This is a genomic window from Bifidobacterium sp. N5G01 (genome assembly GCF_002742425.1).
Lineage (GTDB): Bacteria > Actinomycetota > Actinomycetes > Actinomycetales > Bifidobacteriaceae > Bifidobacterium > Bifidobacterium hominis.
The window spans coordinates 425,270-441,951 of the sequence record NZ_NJNP01000001.1; the positions used below are offsets into that span (position 1 = coordinate 425,270).

Annotated in this window: 13 protein-coding genes; 7 read left to right on the forward strand and 6 right to left on the reverse strand. The window is 56.4% G+C overall.

Going from position 1 to position 16,682, the window contains the following annotated elements; all coding sequences use genetic code 11:
* The first annotated feature begins 36 nt into the window (after positions 1–36).
* On the forward strand, positions 37–1,557 hold the full coding sequence (locus CE168_RS01815; RefSeq protein ID WP_099570884.1) for a xylulokinase: 1,521 nt from the start codon (positions 37–39) through the stop codon (positions 1,555–1,557).
* Positions 1,558–1,951: 394 nt separating this feature from the next.
* Here the strand turns inward: CE168_RS01815 and xylA are convergent, their stop codons facing one another.
* Positions 1,952–3,301 carry a xylose isomerase gene (gene xylA, locus CE168_RS01820; RefSeq protein WP_099570885.1) on the reverse strand — a complete coding sequence of 450 codons (1,350 nt, stop codon included), beginning with the start codon at positions 3,299–3,301 and terminating at the stop codon, positions 1,952–1,954.
* A gap of 233 nt (positions 3,302–3,534) precedes the next feature.
* On the opposite strand from xylA, the gene CE168_RS01825 reads away from it, so the two are divergent.
* The gene (locus CE168_RS01825; RefSeq protein ID WP_099570886.1) at positions 3,535–4,815 is read left to right on the forward strand and encodes an O-acetylhomoserine aminocarboxypropyltransferase/cysteine synthase family protein; all 1,281 of its coding nucleotides are present in this window, start codon (positions 3,535–3,537) and stop codon (positions 4,813–4,815) included.
* Between the two features lie 298 nt (positions 4,816–5,113).
* Here CE168_RS01825 and CE168_RS01830 read toward each other — a convergent pair whose 3' ends face one another.
* Positions 5,114–6,613, reverse strand: coding sequence for an amidohydrolase (locus tag CE168_RS01830; protein WP_099570887.1), 1,500 nt, complete (start codon positions 6,611–6,613; stop codon positions 5,114–5,116).
* Between CE168_RS01830 and CE168_RS01835 the strand changes: the two genes are divergently transcribed.
* A complete protein-coding gene (locus tag CE168_RS01835) occupies positions 6,539–7,750 on the forward strand; it encodes a DUF559 domain-containing protein (protein ID WP_236824284.1) in 1,212 nt (403 codons plus the stop codon). The two genes, CE168_RS01830 and CE168_RS01835, sit on opposite strands and share 75 nt — an antisense overlap.
* Positions 7,751–7,978: 228 nt before the next feature.
* Here CE168_RS01835 and CE168_RS01840 read toward each other — a convergent pair whose 3' ends face one another.
* A complete protein-coding gene (locus tag CE168_RS01840; RefSeq protein WP_236824285.1) occupies positions 7,979–8,854 on the reverse strand; it encodes a bifunctional diaminohydroxyphosphoribosylaminopyrimidine deaminase/5-amino-6-(5-phosphoribosylamino)uracil reductase RibD in 876 nt (291 codons plus the stop codon).
* Positions 8,855–9,025: 171 nt separating this feature from the next.
* Between CE168_RS01840 and CE168_RS01845 the strand changes: the two genes are divergently transcribed.
* From CE168_RS01845 to CE168_RS01860, 4 genes are all read left to right on the forward strand, one after another.
* Positions 9,026–9,451 (forward strand): peptide deformylase, encoded by a 426-nt coding sequence (locus CE168_RS01845; protein WP_099570888.1) that lies wholly within the window; start codon positions 9,026–9,028, stop codon positions 9,449–9,451.
* Positions 9,452–9,620: 169 nt separating this feature from the next.
* Positions 9,621–10,544: a serine hydrolase domain-containing protein gene (locus CE168_RS01850; protein ID WP_099570889.1), complete on the forward strand. Its 924-nt coding sequence runs from the start codon at positions 9,621–9,623 to the stop codon at positions 10,542–10,544.
* 158 nt (positions 10,545–10,702) lie between these two features.
* Entirely contained in the window at positions 10,703–12,379 is a 1,677-nt protein-coding gene (ettA, locus tag CE168_RS01855) for an energy-dependent translational throttle protein EttA (RefSeq protein WP_003835634.1), read from the forward strand.
* A gap of 313 nt (positions 12,380–12,692) precedes the next feature.
* On the forward strand, positions 12,693–13,607 hold the full coding sequence (locus CE168_RS01860) for an acyl-CoA thioesterase (protein ID WP_099570890.1): 915 nt from the start codon (positions 12,693–12,695) through the stop codon (positions 13,605–13,607).
* A gap of 6 nt (positions 13,608–13,613) precedes the next feature.
* On the opposite strand, the gene CE168_RS01865 is transcribed toward CE168_RS01860, so the two are convergent.
* The 3 genes from CE168_RS01865 to folP form a co-directional block, all read right to left on the reverse strand.
* A complete protein-coding gene (locus CE168_RS01865) occupies positions 13,614–14,165 on the reverse strand; it encodes a DUF3180 domain-containing protein (protein ID WP_099570891.1) in 552 nt (183 codons plus the stop codon).
* On the reverse strand, positions 14,162–15,682 hold the full coding sequence (folK, locus tag CE168_RS01870) for a 2-amino-4-hydroxy-6-hydroxymethyldihydropteridine diphosphokinase (protein ID WP_180753653.1): 1,521 nt from the start codon (positions 15,680–15,682) through the stop codon (positions 14,162–14,164). The genes CE168_RS01865 and folK overlap by 4 nt, the downstream gene beginning before the upstream one ends.
* A 95-nt stretch (positions 15,683–15,777) precedes the next feature.
* Positions 15,778–16,665: a dihydropteroate synthase gene (gene folP, locus CE168_RS01875; RefSeq protein WP_099570893.1), complete on the reverse strand. Its 888-nt coding sequence runs from the start codon at positions 16,663–16,665 to the stop codon at positions 15,778–15,780.
* Positions 16,666–16,682: the final 17 nt, after the last annotated feature.

The following is a 16,682-nucleotide window of genomic DNA, read 5'->3' on the forward strand; positions in this document are numbered from 1 at the left end:
GCATCGTGTTGCGCCAGCTCACTGCAAGGAGGCACAATGACTCGAACTCTCGTGGCCGGCGTCGACACCTCGACCCAGTCTTGCAAAGTGCGCGTGACCGACGCCGAAACCGGCGAAATGGTGCGCTTCGGCCAGGCCAAGCACCCCAATGGCACGTCTGTCGACCCGAAATACTGGTGGGACGCGTTCCTTGAGGCATCCCAACAGGCTGGTGGACTTGACGACGTTGAGGCACTTGCCGTCGGCGGTCAGCAGCACGGCATGGTGATTCTCGATCAGCAGGGCAGTGTGATTCGCGACGCCATGCTGTGGAACGACGTAAGCTCGGCGCCGCAGGCCGCGGCCCTCATCGAGAAGATGGGCGAGGCTCCCGCCGAAGAGGGCGAACCGGAAGATGTGATCGCGCGTGGCAAGCAACGCTGGGTCAAGGCCGTCGGATCCTCCCCCGTTGCTTCCTTCACGCTGACCAAAGTGGCGTGGGTGGCTGAAAACGAGCCGGAAAACGCCAAGAAGATCGCCGCGATCTGCCTGCCGCACGATTGGCTGAGCTGGCGTATCGCAGGCTACGGCCCGGTCGTGGAAGGTGAGGACGCACACTTGGAAGAGCTGTTCACCGACCGTTCCGACGCTTCCGGCACCATCTATTACGATGCCGCTTCCAACGAATACCGCCGCGATCTGATCGCCATGGTGCTTGAACCAGCGGAAGGTGCCGAAGCGGCACGCAAGCATGCCGACGCGATCATGCTGCCGACCGTGCTTGGACCGCGTGACGTCGCCGCAGTCAAGGTAAGCCCGAAAATCGCCGGCAAGAACGTTGAGGGCGGCTGCATCATCGCACCGGGCGGAGGCGACAACGCCATGGCATCCCTCGGACTTGGCATGAGCGTGGGCGACATTTCCGTTTCGTTGGGCACTTCCGGCGTGGCCGCGGCCATTTCCGAAAATCCGACCTACGATCTGACCGGTGCAGTGTCCGGTTTCGCCGATTGCACCGGCCACTACCTGCCGCTCGCCTGCACCATCAACGGTTCTCGTATTCTCGACGCCGGTCGCGCGGCCCTCGGCGTGGACTATGAAGAACTCGCCCAGCTGGCGTTCGCTTCCGAACCGGGTGCCGGCGGCATTACGCTGGTGCCATATTTCGACGGCGAGCGCACTCCGAACCGCCCGGATGCCACCGCAACCCTTTCCGGCATGACGCTGGCCAACACCACACGCGAGAACATGGCCCGCGCGTTCGTCGAGGGCCTGCTGTGCTCCCAGCGCGACTGTCTGGAGCTTATTCGCTCGCTCGGCGCTGAAATCTCACGCATTCTGCTTATCGGCGGCGGCGCAAAGTCCGAGGCAATCCGCACACTCGCGCCGAGCGTGTTCGGCATGGACGTGACCCGCCCGACCACCGACGAGTATGTTGCCATCGGCGCCGCCCGTCAGGCCGCCTGGGTGCTGTCCGGCGAAACGGAACCGCCCGCATGGCAGCTCACCATCGACGGCGTGGAAACCGGCGAACCGACTGAAGCCGTGTACAAGGCCTATGTAAAAGCACGCGGCTAACCAATCGGCCATCGTGAATCGCGAATGATCCAACATGCACAAATGGGTGCCCGTCACAGCCCAAACCGTGACGGGCACCCATTTTGCGTCAAAATCAGAATCGCACGATTTCTTTATTTTGTCGCACGTTCCTCTTTATTTGACCTCACGATTCCCCTTTTCTTATTAATTTACGAATCGTGAGATGAAGATACCGGTTAGAGGACATCAATCCTATATCCCATATTTAAGCATGCGGAAGCCGTCCGCAGACAACACAGTCAACGAACGGCTCACGCAAGGAATCGGAAGGAAAGATAAGGAGGGAGAGATGATGAAAGGCGAGCCGGGACGGAGTGCGCCCCGGCTCGTACTATGACCCGATTTGCAGCTGGGTCAGGCTGTTATCGCGAGATCAGGCCTCGGCCAGAGCTTCGACGATGTAGTTGTTGATCGTAGCCTTGACGGATTCGAGGTGATCGGACTTGGTGGCCTCGATGAGCTTGGACTGCGGGATATCCAGAGCGTACTCTTCGAGGGAAGCCAGCGAGGCGGTACCGTTCTCGACGGTCGCGCCGATGCCGGAATCGAAGGAGCTGTAGCGCTCGGCCTGCAGGTTCTCGATGACCTTGTCCTCGTGCATCTTGGCCGCGACCAGGAGGCCGGCCGCGAAGGAATCCATGCCGGCGATGTGGGAGCGGAACAGGTCCTCGGCGGTGAAGGAGGTACGACGCGGCTTGGCGTCGAAGTTCAGGCCGCCGTGAGGGCCGATCTGGCCTTCGGCGAGGACTTCCCACATGACGGTGGAGGTCTCGTACAGGTCGGTCGGGAACTCATCCATATCCCAGCCGATGAGCTTGTCGCCCTGGTTGGCGTCCAAGGAGCCGAGCACGCCGGCCTCGCGGGCGGTGCGGATCTCGTGCTGGTAGGTGTGGCCGGCCAGGTTGGCGTGGTTGCCTTCCAGGTTCAGCTTGAAGACGTCCATCAAATCATAGGTGCGCAGGAAGTTGATGGCGGTGGCGGCGTCGAAGTCGTACTGGAACATCGTCGGCTCCTTGGCCTTCGGCTCAATCAGGAACTGGGCGTCCAGACCGATTTCCTTCGCGTAGTCATGGCACATGTGGAAGAACTTGGCCATGTGCTCCTGCTCACGCTTCATCTGCGTGTTCCACAGGTTCTCGTAGCCTTCACGACCGCCCCAGAACACGTAGTTTTCGGCACCCAAACGCTTTGCGATCTCCAGGGAGTGCTTCAGCTGACCGCCGGCGTAAGCGTAGATGTCGGCGAACGGGGAGGTGGAAGCGCCGGACACGAAGCGCGGGTTGGTGAATAGCGAGGAGGTGTTCCACAGCAGCTTGATGCCGGTGGATTTCATGTTCTCTTCGATCTTGTCGACGACCTTGTCCAAATTCTTGTCGGTCTCGCGCAGGGTATCGCCTTCCGGAGCGATGTCGCGATCGTGGAAGCAGAAGTACTCGACGCCGAGCTTCTGGAAGAACTCGAAGGCGTAGTCGACCTTGGCCAGGGCCTCATCCTCAGCATTGGAGTACTTGCCGTGCCACGGACGCTGGGCGGTACCAGTACCGAACGGATCGACCAGCTCCTGATCGAAGGTGTGCCACCAAGCGACGCCGAAACGCAGCCAGTCCTTCATCTTCTTGCCGGCAACAACCTTGTCGGCATCGTAATAATGGAAAGCCAGACCCTCCTGCGGTCCCTTTTCGCGACCGACATACGGAATCTTTTCGATATCCCACAGACCCATGGGTTGCTCCTTTGCTATTGGTTTTTACTTTCGTAAGACCTTGCTTTTCCCGTCAAGCGGATTCCCGCCTGTCTTGATGTACATAATAAAATCAACTTCCTAAGTTTGTCAATTCAGTGAACTATTCGGCGTTTCCATTGAAAAATAGTCAATTGTCAACTCAGTGATAAGGTGAACATGTTTGTTGCATCGCAGCGCTACGCAACGAAGCGCGCAATCGAAAGAAGGAATCCATGAGCGAAAACGTCGACACCATCTGCGTGCAGGGAGGCTACCAGCCCGGCAACGGCGAATCCCGCACTCCCCCGATCATTCAGGCGACAACCTTCAAATACAAGTCAAGCGAACAGATGAGCCGACTGTTCGACCTATCCGAATCCGGATACTTCTACACTCGACTGCAGAATCCAACCAACGACACCATCGCCGCGAAAATCTGTGAAATGGAAGGCGGCGCGGCCGCAATGCTGACCTCATCCGGCCAAGCGGCGAACTTCTTCGCACTGTTCAACATCTGCAACAACGGCGACCACATCGTCGCATCCTCCGCAATCTACGGCGGTACGTTCAACCTCATCAACGTGACCATGCGCAAAATGGGCATCGAATGCACGTTCGTAAGCCCGGAATGCACCGAAGAAGAGCTCGAAGCGGCATTCCAGCCGAACACCAAGGCGGTCTTCGGCGAATCCATCTCCAATCCGGCACTCATCGTGCTTGATTTCGAAAAGTTCGCGAACGCGGCGCATCGTCACGGCGTGCCGCTGATCATCGACAATACGTTCCCGACGCCCGTCAATTGCCGACCGTTCCAGTATGGCGTGGATATCGTCACGCACGCCACCACCAAATATATGGACGGTCACGGCTCCTGCGTGGGCGGTGCGATCGTGGATTCCGGCAACTTCGACTGGATGGCGCATGCGGAGAAATTCCCCGGACTCACCACGCCGGACGACTCCTACCATGGCGTGACCTATGCCAAGGACTTCGGCAAGGCCGCTTACATCACCAAGGCCACCGCACAGCTCATGCGCGATTTCGGCTCAACACCGGCACCAATCAACTCGTGGATCATGGGCATGCATTTGGAGTCCCTGGGAGTACGCATGGAGCGCCACTGCGCGAACGCGCTCAAGGTGGCACAGTGGCTGAGCGCCGACCCGCGCGTCAGCTGGGTGAGCTTTCCGGGCCTTGAGGGAGACAAATACCATGCGTTGGCCGAAAAGTACATGCCGAACGGCACTTGCGGCGTCATCTCCTTCGGCGTGCCTGGCGGACGCGAAAAGGTGTCCGCGTTCCTCGACCATTTGAAGATGGTGTCCATCGCCACGCACGTGGCCGACGCGCGCAGCTGCACCCTGTACCCGGCAGGCACCACGCACCGTCAGCTCACCGAGGAGCAGCTCGTCGAAGCCGGCGTTGGCATTGACCTGGTGCGCCTGAGCTGCGGCATCGAAAACGCCGATGACATCATCGCCGACCTCGATCAGGCACTCGCCGCTGTGCAGTGATTCTCACTCAAAATCACATCAGGAAGGCCGTATCCTCCACTCAGAGGTGCGGTCTTCCTCCTATCCGAGTGGACTCGCACGCCATACTCATCTTGCACGGGCACACCAATCATCTGAAATCCCTTATATGCGGCAGATTAAGGCATCTTCAAAATCCGATTTGCGCTATATGTGGCAGATTCACACTACATTCGGGGTTATAAATCTATAGAAAAATCCCGTTAAGAAATCTCAGGTCTGCCACATATAGCGATTTTGACTTTTCCAGCACCGTGGAATCTGCCACACATAACGGTTTTCATTCAGCCTGTTGGTACGTCCAGCGACCGGCAAGCATAGTGCCAAGCACATGCTCGGGCATGGCACGCATGGCCTCCGGAGAATCGATTATGCTCGGATCACAGTCCAGAAGCACCAAATCGGCCGCGTCTGCGTCCCGCAAAGCCACGCGTCCGACCGCGGTGGACGAAGCGAGCGCCGTTTCAAAATCAAGGCACTGCTCAGGTTGGAAAGGCTCGCGGTCGGAACTTTCCGTACCGAATACCGCCGCGGAGATGGCCAGCCATGGGTCCAGCGGCGCGACCGGCGCATCCGACCCCATGAGCAGTTTGGTCCCCGCCTTATGCAGACTATTGAATGCGTAGGGGATTCCGGCGGGGGTGCCCCAGAATCGCGCGATGACGTCACGATCGTCCATGGCGTGCTGAGGCTGGACGCTCGCAGCCAAACCCAAGCGTGCCAGCCTTGGAATATCGCGTTCCTTAAGCATTTGCGCATGTTCTATGGAACCATGCGCATGCGTGCGTTCCGCACAGTCGAGCACGATGGCGTTCGCCTCGTCGCCAATGGCATGACAGGCGATATCGAAACCATGCTCCGTAGCCAAACGCATATACGATTCAATCTGTTCCGGCGAATAGCTGAGCGTACCGAACGTTTCCGGCGACACCCCCGAATATGGTGTGGAGCAATAGGCGGAACGAGTGTTGAGCGAACCGTCCGAAATCATTTTCATCGCACCGACATGCCCAAGCCCGTGACTGCCCGGAAGTTCACTGCCGGTATGCCAGCCGTCATCGATGGCCTGTTGGAGTCGTTCGGGATATATGCCAGCCTCGACACGCAGACCATCAAGCCCTTGCGAGAATCGGCTAATCCACGTGTCGATGTTCTCCGCCATCTCATAGTCGCGCACGCCGACCACGCCTTTGCTCGCAGCGTCGTGTTCGGCGTTGCGCAACAGATGCATCAGCTCATTGGCCGCACCAGGTCCTTTGTCCAGCTTGCAGTAGGCGTCGAACCACTCAAGCTCGCCGACGAGTCCGGATTCGTCCACATCTACGCCAAGCTTGCGCGCGGCGGCAGAGTTCACCCAACCGCAATGCATATCGGCACTTGACAGCGCCACCGGCTGTTCTCCCGCCGCCGCATCGATCGCGGCCAGGGTCGGCTGGGCGTCATCGGACCACAGGGAATGCCGGAAGCGCATGCCGACCACATATTGGTTCGGGTCGATTGCGCCGCTTTCACGACGCTCCTCCAAGTGTCGACGCAACATGTCGAGCGCTTCGCCGGCACTGCGTGCATCAATCAGATCGAGCCGTCCCAACGTGTACGACCACTGCGTGAAATGCGTGTGGCAGTCCCACAATCCGGGAATCACCCATATCTTCGAAGCAGCATCCGTTGGCCTTTCCGAAGGTCGCACCGAAGCTATTCGCCCATGACCGACAGCAATGTCGACCGGCTTATCCGAACCTACGAAACACACGTTTTCAATCACACACGGCTCGCCCATACATCCTCATTTCAACGTGATGTTCTACCCGTGCCATGGTATCCCGCAGCAGCGCAGCAGCGCACGTTCGTCTCAATCAGGCATGCCGGCGGCCGACTGTTTATCCACATTTTTTTGCGCATAACCTCGGTTATCCACTTATCCACTGTTTTTCGAATGCGGATGGCAGAGACCGACCAGTCCCTTTATTCTTGCTCCATGGACAATGGAGCACAATATTCTGAGAGTCTCGCGCAGCTGCGGACGCGTACCATCGAACAATGCCTTGCGGCGCAGCAACGAACCGGTAAGCAGCTAGTGTTTACACACAGCACGGCATTATGCCTGCAAAGAACCGAGATGCCAAGATATCCCGATCAGCAAATGCTGTCTTCTCTGCATGCCCTTGCCACAGATAACAACGCACGCACGCATCTTCAAAACGTCCAATTTGAACTGTGGACAGGACCAATCATCGAAACCGCTACGCATTATGGCAAGATTCGCCATACGGATCCAGTAACCACATGGGCAATGCACGCGAATCGGCTTCCTCAAGAAGAACTGATAACGCTTGGCGATTCAATGCTAAGAAGGAACCAACGTTTTCCCCAAGTCTGCATTGACGACTTCCATGAATATCTGGAACGGCTCAAAGATTTCAGCAACTACGCGAATGCGAATAGACAACGTCCCATCCGAGGAATCAGAAAAATGCAACATGCGTTACAGTTCATGCGCGAAGGCACGGATTCCTCGCAGGAAAGCCGTTGCAGGATTGCTCTGATTCGCAATGGGCTACCATGTCCGAAAGTCAACTGGAAGGTTCGACTGAACAATGGGAAAATCGCGCTTTTGGATATGGCCTATCCAGATATAAAAGTGGCCATCGAATACGACGGAAGACATCATGCCGGCCAATGGCTCGCCGACAGCAAGAGACGTGAAGCCTTAGAAGATGACGGTTGGGCATACATTCAAGTGACCGCCGAAAACCTTATGAACGACTTCGAGGAACGGGCACTCGCGCAACGCGTGGCCGACCGGATGAGCCAACGATTAAGCAAGCCCATCATGCTCTGTCAAAGAATGCCCTCGGGAAGGATACACATCCGCATAACGTCTCTCGCCAATGGAAGCAGAAAGATTCTCATCTGAAAGCCACTATATGTGGCAGATTTGCCATCCCCGGACAAACCAAAACCGCTATATGTGGCAGACAAGACTGGTTTCAAGCTTCAAAAGACCCCAATCAGTACCCCCTAGACGAGATTTTCCTTGGGAGACTGCCACATATAACGGAAATCATTTTTCTGAAATGCCAAAAACTGCCACATATAGGACATTTCAAACTGAAAACACGGCATAGACATATCACCTTTTTCGTCAGATCGAAGACAGCATTTCGAAAACGTCATCATCATCGACGACGAGGCTATCGATTTTGCGGCGGCCGAGTTCGCGCAGCCATTCGTCGGGTTCCGTATCGGCGAGCGCACGGATGTCGAGATGCAACGGCTTGTGCCTTCCGACCACCACCTCGTTAGCATCCACAGCTTGGACCGGCCCGTCGAAATGGGCAAAGGCACCATCCGGAACATCCAACTGATCCGTCCGACCCGGAAGGCGTGCGGCACTTCCCACCGATCCTTCCGTACCGTTCGAATTACCCGGGACACCCGCACGGCCACCAGTCGGACATATACCCAACACCGCCGCATACGTGTCATATAGCCCGCGTCGACGTACAGCATATTCGGCATCAGATTCCTCCGCATGTTTTCTGCCGTCCACAATGTACGGCATTCCTGTGGTGATGTAGTGGAAGAAATGGCGATTGATGGCGTCGCATTCCGCCCGCATCACGTCATATACCACTTCCACACCGGTTTCCTCAAGAATACGAAGTCCTTTGCCGGCCACGATGGGATTCGGATCGATCGAACCGACCACGACGCGCGTTATGCCGTGCGAAAGAATTAGATCGGTGCATGCCGGCTGCGATCCGACATGGCAACAAGGTTCGAGAGTGTCGATGACCGTGGCTCCATGCATGTCAATACCATGCTTGTCGGCGTAGTCGAAGGCCATGCGTTCCGCATGCGGTCCGCGGTAGCGGTCGTGGTATCCGGCTACGAGAATCTCGCCGTCGCGAACCACCACCATGCCGACCAACGGATTCGGATTCACCCAACCGGCTCCCTTATGGGCCAGTTCCAGCGCCTGCGTCATGTATTTCCGATATTGAGGCATGTCATCCATGGTTCCAAGCATATTACGTCGATTGCGGTCCCACATTTCAAAATCGCCATGAGACATTTCGTAAATGGATAGGCGCGAACCGGTCATCCGTTCCATCGCCGTACGGCGTCGCACAATAACGCCATACAATGTTGGCAGACCAGCAAAGGAACCAGCGAGAGGAAGCACCACATGCAGCGTGAAATCATGACGTCTATCCCGTTTTTAAGCCAGCCGTCGGCGGAGGCGCTCAATACGCCCGAGGATCTTGCCGTCGCACAGGATCTCGAAGACACGCTCGACGCACACCGCAAAGGCTGCGTCGGCATGGCCGCAAACATGATCGGCGTCTCGAAGCGCATCATTGCATTCGTGGACGAGGATTTTGGCGGTCGCATCTTCATAATGTTCAACCCGACGATCACCGCGCAGGACGGTGCCTACGACGCTTCCGAAGGCTGTCTTTCCCTCAAAGGCGAGCGCCGAACCATGCGCTACCAGCGCATCGAGGTCTCGTATGCGGATCGCAAGTTCCGCGAACGCCATGCCACATTCATCGGCTTCACCGCACAGATCATCCAGCACGAGATCGATCATTGCGAAGGCATTATCATTTAAGGCATTATCATTATCATTTAACGACTTTTTCAGGCATGGCACCTAGCGGCTTTTCGGGCGCTTCATCTAGCGACAGGCTTAGGAAAAATCGTTTGATGTAACAATCGTACGTAACCGCCTTACGTACAGTTTCCGTAATGCACCGTAGGGCAGTGTCAAAGGAGATTTCATGGGTGCCATCGATATGTTCAACGATTTCGTCAAACTCATCGAAAGCAAGTCCCTGCCCGTCGAAGCCGTTGCGATTGCGGATGGCGACGCCATTATCGCGGAACGTCATTTCGTTCCCGACCAGGATCGCAATATTTATTCCCATACGAAAAGTTATGTTTCGACGGCTATCGGCATTGCGATTGAAGATGGCTTGCTGTCACTCGATTCGCGATTGGTCGACTCGTTCCCCGAGTATGTTCCCTCCGATGCGCAACTGGAGTTGGGTCAAATCACGCTGAGGCACTTGCTGACTATGTCGAGCGGTTTCAATCATGCATATTTGATGAACCCTGACCGGCGCAGTGGTGTTGGCGCACCTGATTATTTACGGTACATGTTCTCTCGCAGGGTTGAGGTGGAGCCCGGCAGCACGTTCTGCTATTCGTCTGCGGATTCTGATTTGGCGGGCCGCATGTTGGAGCAGGCTGCCGGCATGCGTCTTGGCGAGTATTTGTATGGCACGATTTTTTCCAAGTTGGATCAGGGTTGGCCTGTTTGGGAATGTGATCCGCAAGGTCATCCGATTGCAGGCGGCGGAATCTACATGTCGCTTGCGAATATGTTGAAACTTGGCCAGGTCTATTTGAATGATGGCACTTGGCATGGCACGCGCATTGTCAGCGAATCGTGGGTCAAGCAGGCTTCCGGCAAGCAAATCGACACTCCGTATAGCAATATTTGGACGTGCGGTTATGGCTATCAGTTCTGGATGTCGCCTTATGAGGGGGCATATCGTGCGGATGGTGCGTACGGTCAGATCACTACGATTTTGCCGAAGCAGGGTTTGGTTGTTGCGATTCAATGCCCGGAATCTGGCGATTTCGACAATATCGTTCGTCCTGCTTTGCATGAGCATCTGCTGCTTCCGCTTACTGCCTGAGCGCACGACTTTCGCCCATACCGCCGTGTAGATGGGGTATGGGATAATTATGCATGGTATTGTGCGTGGGTTGCGTTCCGGAATCCTTGATTGAGTTTCCGTTGACCGCTCATGCAACACGCTGGAATTCCAACGTTTCTTAAGGATGGAACACAACATTGGCTGAATTCATTTACCAGATGATCAAGGCCCGCAAGGCTTACGGCGACCGTGTGATTCTCGATGACGTGACTTTGAGCTTCCTGCCAGGCGCGAAGATTGGCGTTGTTGGCCCGAACGGCATGGGTAAGTCCACGCTGCTGAAGATCATGGCCGGACTCGACACCGTGTCTAATGGCGAGGCTTCTTTGACTCCGGGTTATACAGTCGGCATTCTGCAGCAGGAACCGCCGCTGGATGACACCAAGACTGTTGGCGAGAACATCAAGATGGCGTTCGGCGAGATCGCGGAAAAGGTGGCTCGTTTCAATCAGATTGGCGAAGAGATGGCCAATCCGGATGCCGATTTCGATGCTTTGATGGATGAGATGGGCAAGCTGCAGAACGATATCGATGCTGCAAACGGTTGGGATCTTGATTCTCAGCTTGAGCAGGCTATGGATGCTCTGCAGTGCCCGGATCCGGATACTCCAGTGACGGTGTGCTCCGGTGGCGAACGACGTCGTGTGGCATTGTGCAAGCTGCTGCTGGAAGCTCCTGATCTGCTGCTGCTTGACGAGCCTACCAACCATCTTGATGCCGAGTCGATTCTGTGGTTGGAGCAGTTCCTGCACCAGTACAAGGGTGCCGTCATCGCCGTTACCCACGATCGTTACTTCATGGATAACGTGGCTGAGTGGATCTGCGAGGTCGACCGTGGTCAGCTGTACCCGTATAAGGGCAACTACACCACGTACTTGGAGACGAAGGCCAAGCGTATGGAGATCCAGGGCGCCAAGGACGCCAAGCTCGCCAAGCGTTTGAAGAGCGAACTTGATTGGGTGCGTTCTTCGCCGAAGGCCCGTCAGGCTAAGAACAAGGCTCGTCTGGAACGTTACGACCAGATGGAGCAAGAGGCTCGTAACAATAAGAAGCTTGACTTCTCCGAGATTCAGATTCCGGCTGGTCCGCGTCTGGGCTCTACTGTGCTGGAAGCCGAGCATATTCACAAGGCGTTCGGCGACCGCGTGCTCATCGACGATTTGAGCTTCACGCTGCCGCGTAACGGCATTGTCGGCGTGATCGGCCCGAACGGCGTGGGTAAGTCCACCCTGTTCAAGACCATTGTCGGCCTTGAACCGTTGACGTCTGGCTCGTTGAAGATCGGTGAGACCGTGCAGATCAGCTATGTCGATCAGAATCGTGCTGGTCTTGACCCGAATAAGAACCTGTGGGAGGCCGTGTCCGACGGTCTTGACTTCATCGAGGTTGCCGGCGTTGAAGTGCCGACCCGCGCGTATGTGGCGTCCTTCGGTTTCAAGGGTTCCGACCAGCAGAAGCTCACCGGCGTGCTGTCCGGTGGTGAACGCAATCGTCTGAATCTTGCTTTGACTCTGAAGCAGGGCGGCAACCTGCTGCTGCTCGACGAACCGACCAACGATCTTGATGTCGAAACCCTTGAATCGCTTGAAAACGCACTGCTTGGCTTCCCGGGCTGCGCTGTGGTGATCTCTCACGACCGTTGGTTCCTCGACCGTGTGGCCACGCATATTCTCGCGTGGGAAGGCGATGATGAGAACCCAGCCAAGTGGTACTGGTTCGAAGGCAACTTCCAGGCCTATCAGGAGAACCGTGTCGCTCGTCTCGGCGAAGACGCGGCTCGCCCCCACCGTCTCCATCGCAAGCTAACGCGCTAAGCCGTTAAGCAGACAGTCCTGTGGACTGTCTGTAGGCTTAGCCTGAGTGAGGCGACAGCCGAACGAAGGCAACAATGAGCCTTGCGAAGCAAGTCCACAATTGCGGGGCCGGTTAACCCCGTATTTCAGTAAAGCGCCGTGCTTCGTTACGAAGTGCGGCGCTTTACCGTATGTGAATCGTTTGACGATTACCTGCCGTTCACGCTTCTCACGCATTCGTTACAAAACAATCCGGCGAAATTTACCGCCTTTGCGTAGACTCGAATCCGGAACGAAGCGTTACCTATGCGACTCAAAAGAATCGAGGAGTGTCATGACAGAAACGGCAATCACGCCATTGCAACGGTTAGCAAAGGTACTTCAACTGGGCACGCCGTCCATGTACCGCAACCACACGTACGTGAATGGTGAAAGCCTGTATTTCCCCACTGGCCGCGTGTATGGCGGTCAGGTGATTGCGCAGGCTATGATGGCCGCGTCCAAAACGGTGTCGCCGTCTCGTCTGCCGAATTCGATTCATGGCTATTTCATTTCTGCCGGTGATATTCGTCAGGATTTGCTGTTTGATGTGGAGAATCTGCGTGATGGCCGCTCGTTTTCGGCTCGTCGTGTGAATGTCATGCAGGCTCAGGGTTCGATTCTGACCGCCATCGCCAGTTTTCAGGAGCAGGGTCAGGAGGGCTTTGAGTTCGCCGATCCGATGCCGGAGGGTGTGCCGGAGCCGGAAACATTGACCAGTGCGAAGCAGATTATGGAACCATTTGCCGAGAAGTCTTCGTTTGCCAAATATTATGCGGAAAAGTCGCCATTCGACATTCGTCATGTGACGCGCACGATCATGCTGGGTGCCGATAAGAAGAGCGCCAGTAACGATTCCGGCAAGCAGATGGTGTGGATGAAGGCCGACGGCACAGTTGACGTTCCGCAGGTCATGCATCGTGCGATGTTGGCTATGGGTTGCGATCAGGTGATGCTGGAGCCGGTGTTGCGTCGTGCCGGGTTAAGTATCGCCACTCCCGGCATTTCGTTCGCTTCGATCGATCATTCGATGTGGTGGTATCGCGATATCGACATCAATCAGTGGCATTTGTATGTGCAGGATACGCCTACTGCGGCTCACGGACGTGGCTTGGGTCAGGCGAAGGTGTACACGCAGGATGGCAAGCTTGTTGCCTGCATGACCCAAGAGGCGATGATTCGCGTTCCCGAGGAAGATCTGAAGAAGTAAGGAAATTCAGACTTTCGATTGTGTCGCTGATTTGGTAGCTGCGGCCGCGTAACGGTTACGTTGCGTGGCCTTTTTCATTTTCGGGCTTTCCGGACCGTCGATTGGTGGAATTTGGCACAGCCACTCCCCCACAATGCCGATGATCATATCGACTATGCATACGATTGCCGCGATCGCGCATTCGAGGATGGCTTGGCTGTAGAACGTTGCTTCGCCATGCGGCAGACTCATGATGAGCTGCCCGCCATACCATCCGGTCAAAGCGGCCCCGGCCACGCCCAATGCCTTGCATGCCACCAGTGTGGAGAACGCCTTCTGCGGGTCTAGGGGTTTCAGTTGCGCGCGTTTTTCGGGATCTTTGGTGGTGTATTTGTGGATCTGCAATGCTCTATACAGCACGGCGAGTCCCAGAACCGCCAGTATCACGGGTACGATCCATGGAGCGCCGACCAATGGCAAACCTGAAATCTCGCCATATTTCGCCAATCCTATACCGGCAAGCAATCCCAACGCGACGGCAAGAACGTAATACCACCAAGGGGTTCTGCGGGCTTTCATAGCGTACCTCCGATAATCCAATTGTCGGTCAGCAGCCCTACCTGCGCAGTATCTGGAGCCATGGCCAGCAGGAATGATACCGGATCTTTGCCCAGTCGCGCATCAGGATCCATGTCGAGCCATGGCGCGAGCACTGCAGCATGTTCTCGTGCGGTGGGCCATGGCACCTTGCAATCGGGTTCGTCGCATGCCACGCCTTCCATGTCGATAAGGTCGAGATCAAGGTCTTCGCCAATGGAAGCTTCCACATTGCCTAATGCTTCGATTAGATCATGGGCGCCCATGCGCGTGGAAATCTGGACTACCGCGGCCATTTTGTCGGGGAGTCCGTCGAGTTGGCTCACATGGTAGAGGGGTGAGATACCCTCGACTTGGTTGCCGGGAATGCCGTCCAACGTGACGATGGCCATGCGGAACTGCTGTTCGGCCTTGGTTGATGGGCTGTCCAGCGAGATTACTGCGCGTCGGGATGCGGGACCGGATTGCACGGATGCCGATGCGGCCGCTTTGGATGCGACGGTGCCTTCCGGAAGATCGGCAGCGTCGATTGCACTATATGGTTCTTCCACCACATACGATTCATCGATTTCTTCAGTATCAGTATGGTCGGTATGATCGCTGTCGATCGTGCCTCCGACCATCCAATCGTCGGCGATTTCGTCGATATGATCACGGTCAGATGCCTCGTGCAATAGCTGAGCCACGGAACCGGCATGTTCGCCCGACAGTTCGGCATCCGGCTCGAGTGCCAGCCACGGCCCCAGCACGAACGCACGCTGCCATGCACGGGGGTGAGGCAGCGTCAGGTCCGGATCATCATTGCTCTGCCCGTCAAAATCGATGATATCCAGATCGAGTGTGCGCGAAGTCCAATGGTCGGTACGCACTCGACCATGTTCGGCTTCGATGCGCTGCAATCCTCGCAGCAGTTCCATTGCCGACAATTTGGTGGTCACAGAAACAACCGCATTGTAAAAGTCGGGGGTACCATCGGGCATACCCCACGCATCAGTACGGTACAGCGGCGAAACGCCCGTAACCTGAGTGGATGCCAGTCCGTCGATCGAACGCACCGCGTCACGCAAGGTGGCCGCCACATCGCCTTGATTGCCACCCATGGCAATGATGGCATGATGCACTTGCGATGCAGCCGAAGTTGTTTCACGGGAACGTTCCACGGTTACGCTCACGTCATCGAATGGTACGACGATTGGCGCGCTCGGCTTGTGCACGGTCACCTGCGTCTGTGCCACGGCAGGATATTCAAGAATCATGCTGGCGATGCGATCAGCGAGTTTTTCGATGAGATCGACATGTTCGCCTTCGATGATGGCGACTATTCCTTTGGCGATGGCACCGTAATCGACGGTGTCCCGCAGGTCGTCGGAATGCCCGGCTGTCGCAAGATCAAGAAACAACGTGGCGTCGACGACGAACGTTTGCGCACGCTCATGTTCGAAATCAAGCACTCCGTGTTTGCCGACCGCGCGAACGCCAGTCAATCGAATCTGATCCATGCCAGCCCTTCTTTGCATATCTCAAGGTTTAATGGTGGAAATGCGTTGCCGCACCTACGCTGTCGGGAACGCACGACGTATGCGAGCACCGTGCATCAGTCGTTAGCGAAGGCACGCCATGCGTTGCCGATCGCCACCGCATCGCGGCTTTTCTTCACGTCATGCACGCGCACGGCCCACGCTCCATGTTCGGCACATAGGGCGCTGATGGCGGCGGTCGCATTGTCTTTGCTATCCATGTTTGGCTTGTCAATACCAGCATCGGCAAGCGCCGCGCCGACGAATCGTTTGCGCGAGGCTCCGATCAGCACCGGATACCCGGTAGCATTGAACCTCTCCAATGCCGTCATCAGCGGGAAGTTATGCTCGACGCTCGGTTTGGAGAATCCAAGACCCGGATCGATGATGATTTGTGACGGTGAGACGCCTGCCTGAAGCACGTCGTCGACCTGCTTCATGAGTTCGTCATACACGTCATCCACCACGCCATTGGCGTACACGGACGTATCAGCGTCAGGCACGTCGCCTGCGGAACCGGCAAGCCAGCCGCGCCAATGCTGCACAATATAAAGGCTTTCCGAATGCTCGGCCACCACATGGGGCACTTCGCGGTCCAGCCGACCGCCGGACACGTCGTTGATGATTTGCGCACCATGCTCCAACGCCATGCGAGCCACCGATGCGCGTTTGGTGTCGATTGACAGCACCGCACCTTCCGGAATCAACGCATCCACGGCACCTAGCACGCGGGTTTGCTCATCTTCCTCACTGACGCGTTTGGCTCCGGGGACTCCGGGGCGAGTGGATTCGGCGCCGATGTCGATGATATCGACGCCGGCTTTCATCATCGCTTCGCCGTGCGCTTTCGCTTTCGCAGGGTCGAGCCACAGCCCTCCATCGGAGAACGAATCCTCCGTAATGTTGAGCACGCCCATCACCAGCGTATGTGTGCTGTCGTGAATCGCTTTCATATCAATGGTCATCCGGTTTCCCCTCCTAT

Excerpts from the sequence above, each read along its gene's own strand:
- CE168_RS01815 (WP_099570884.1), top strand. The coding sequence starts at position 37 with ATGACTCGAACTCTCGTGGCCGGCGTCGACACCTCGACCCAGTCTTGC.
- CE168_RS01830 (WP_099570887.1), bottom strand. The coding sequence starts at position 6,613 with ATGGGCGAGCCGTGTGTGATTGAAAACGTGTGTTTCGTAGGTTCGGAT.
- CE168_RS01865 (WP_099570891.1), bottom strand. The coding sequence starts at position 14,165 with ATGAAAGCCCGCAGAACCCCTTGGTGGTATTACGTTCTTGCCGTCGCG.
- xylA (WP_099570885.1), bottom strand. The coding sequence starts at position 3,301 with ATGGGTCTGTGGGATATCGAAAAGATTCCGTATGTCGGTCGCGAAAAG.
- CE168_RS01845 (WP_099570888.1), top strand. The coding sequence starts at position 9,026 with ATGCAGCGTGAAATCATGACGTCTATCCCGTTTTTAAGCCAGCCGTCG.
- CE168_RS01840 (WP_236824285.1), bottom strand. The coding sequence starts at position 8,854 with ATGGATGACATGCCTCAATATCGGAAATACATGACGCAGGCGCTGGAA.
- CE168_RS01835 (WP_236824284.1), top strand. The coding sequence starts at position 6,539 with ATGACCGACAGCAATGTCGACCGGCTTATCCGAACCTACGAAACACAC.
- CE168_RS01850 (WP_099570889.1), top strand. The coding sequence starts at position 9,621 with ATGGGTGCCATCGATATGTTCAACGATTTCGTCAAACTCATCGAAAGC.
- folP (WP_099570893.1), bottom strand. The coding sequence starts at position 16,665 with ATGACCATTGATATGAAAGCGATTCACGACAGCACACATACGCTGGTG.
- CE168_RS01860 (WP_099570890.1), top strand. The coding sequence starts at position 12,693 with ATGACAGAAACGGCAATCACGCCATTGCAACGGTTAGCAAAGGTACTT.
- CE168_RS01825 (WP_099570886.1), top strand. The coding sequence starts at position 3,535 with ATGAGCGAAAACGTCGACACCATCTGCGTGCAGGGAGGCTACCAGCCC.
- folK (WP_180753653.1), bottom strand. The coding sequence starts at position 15,682 with ATGGATCAGATTCGATTGACTGGCGTTCGCGCGGTCGGCAAACACGGA.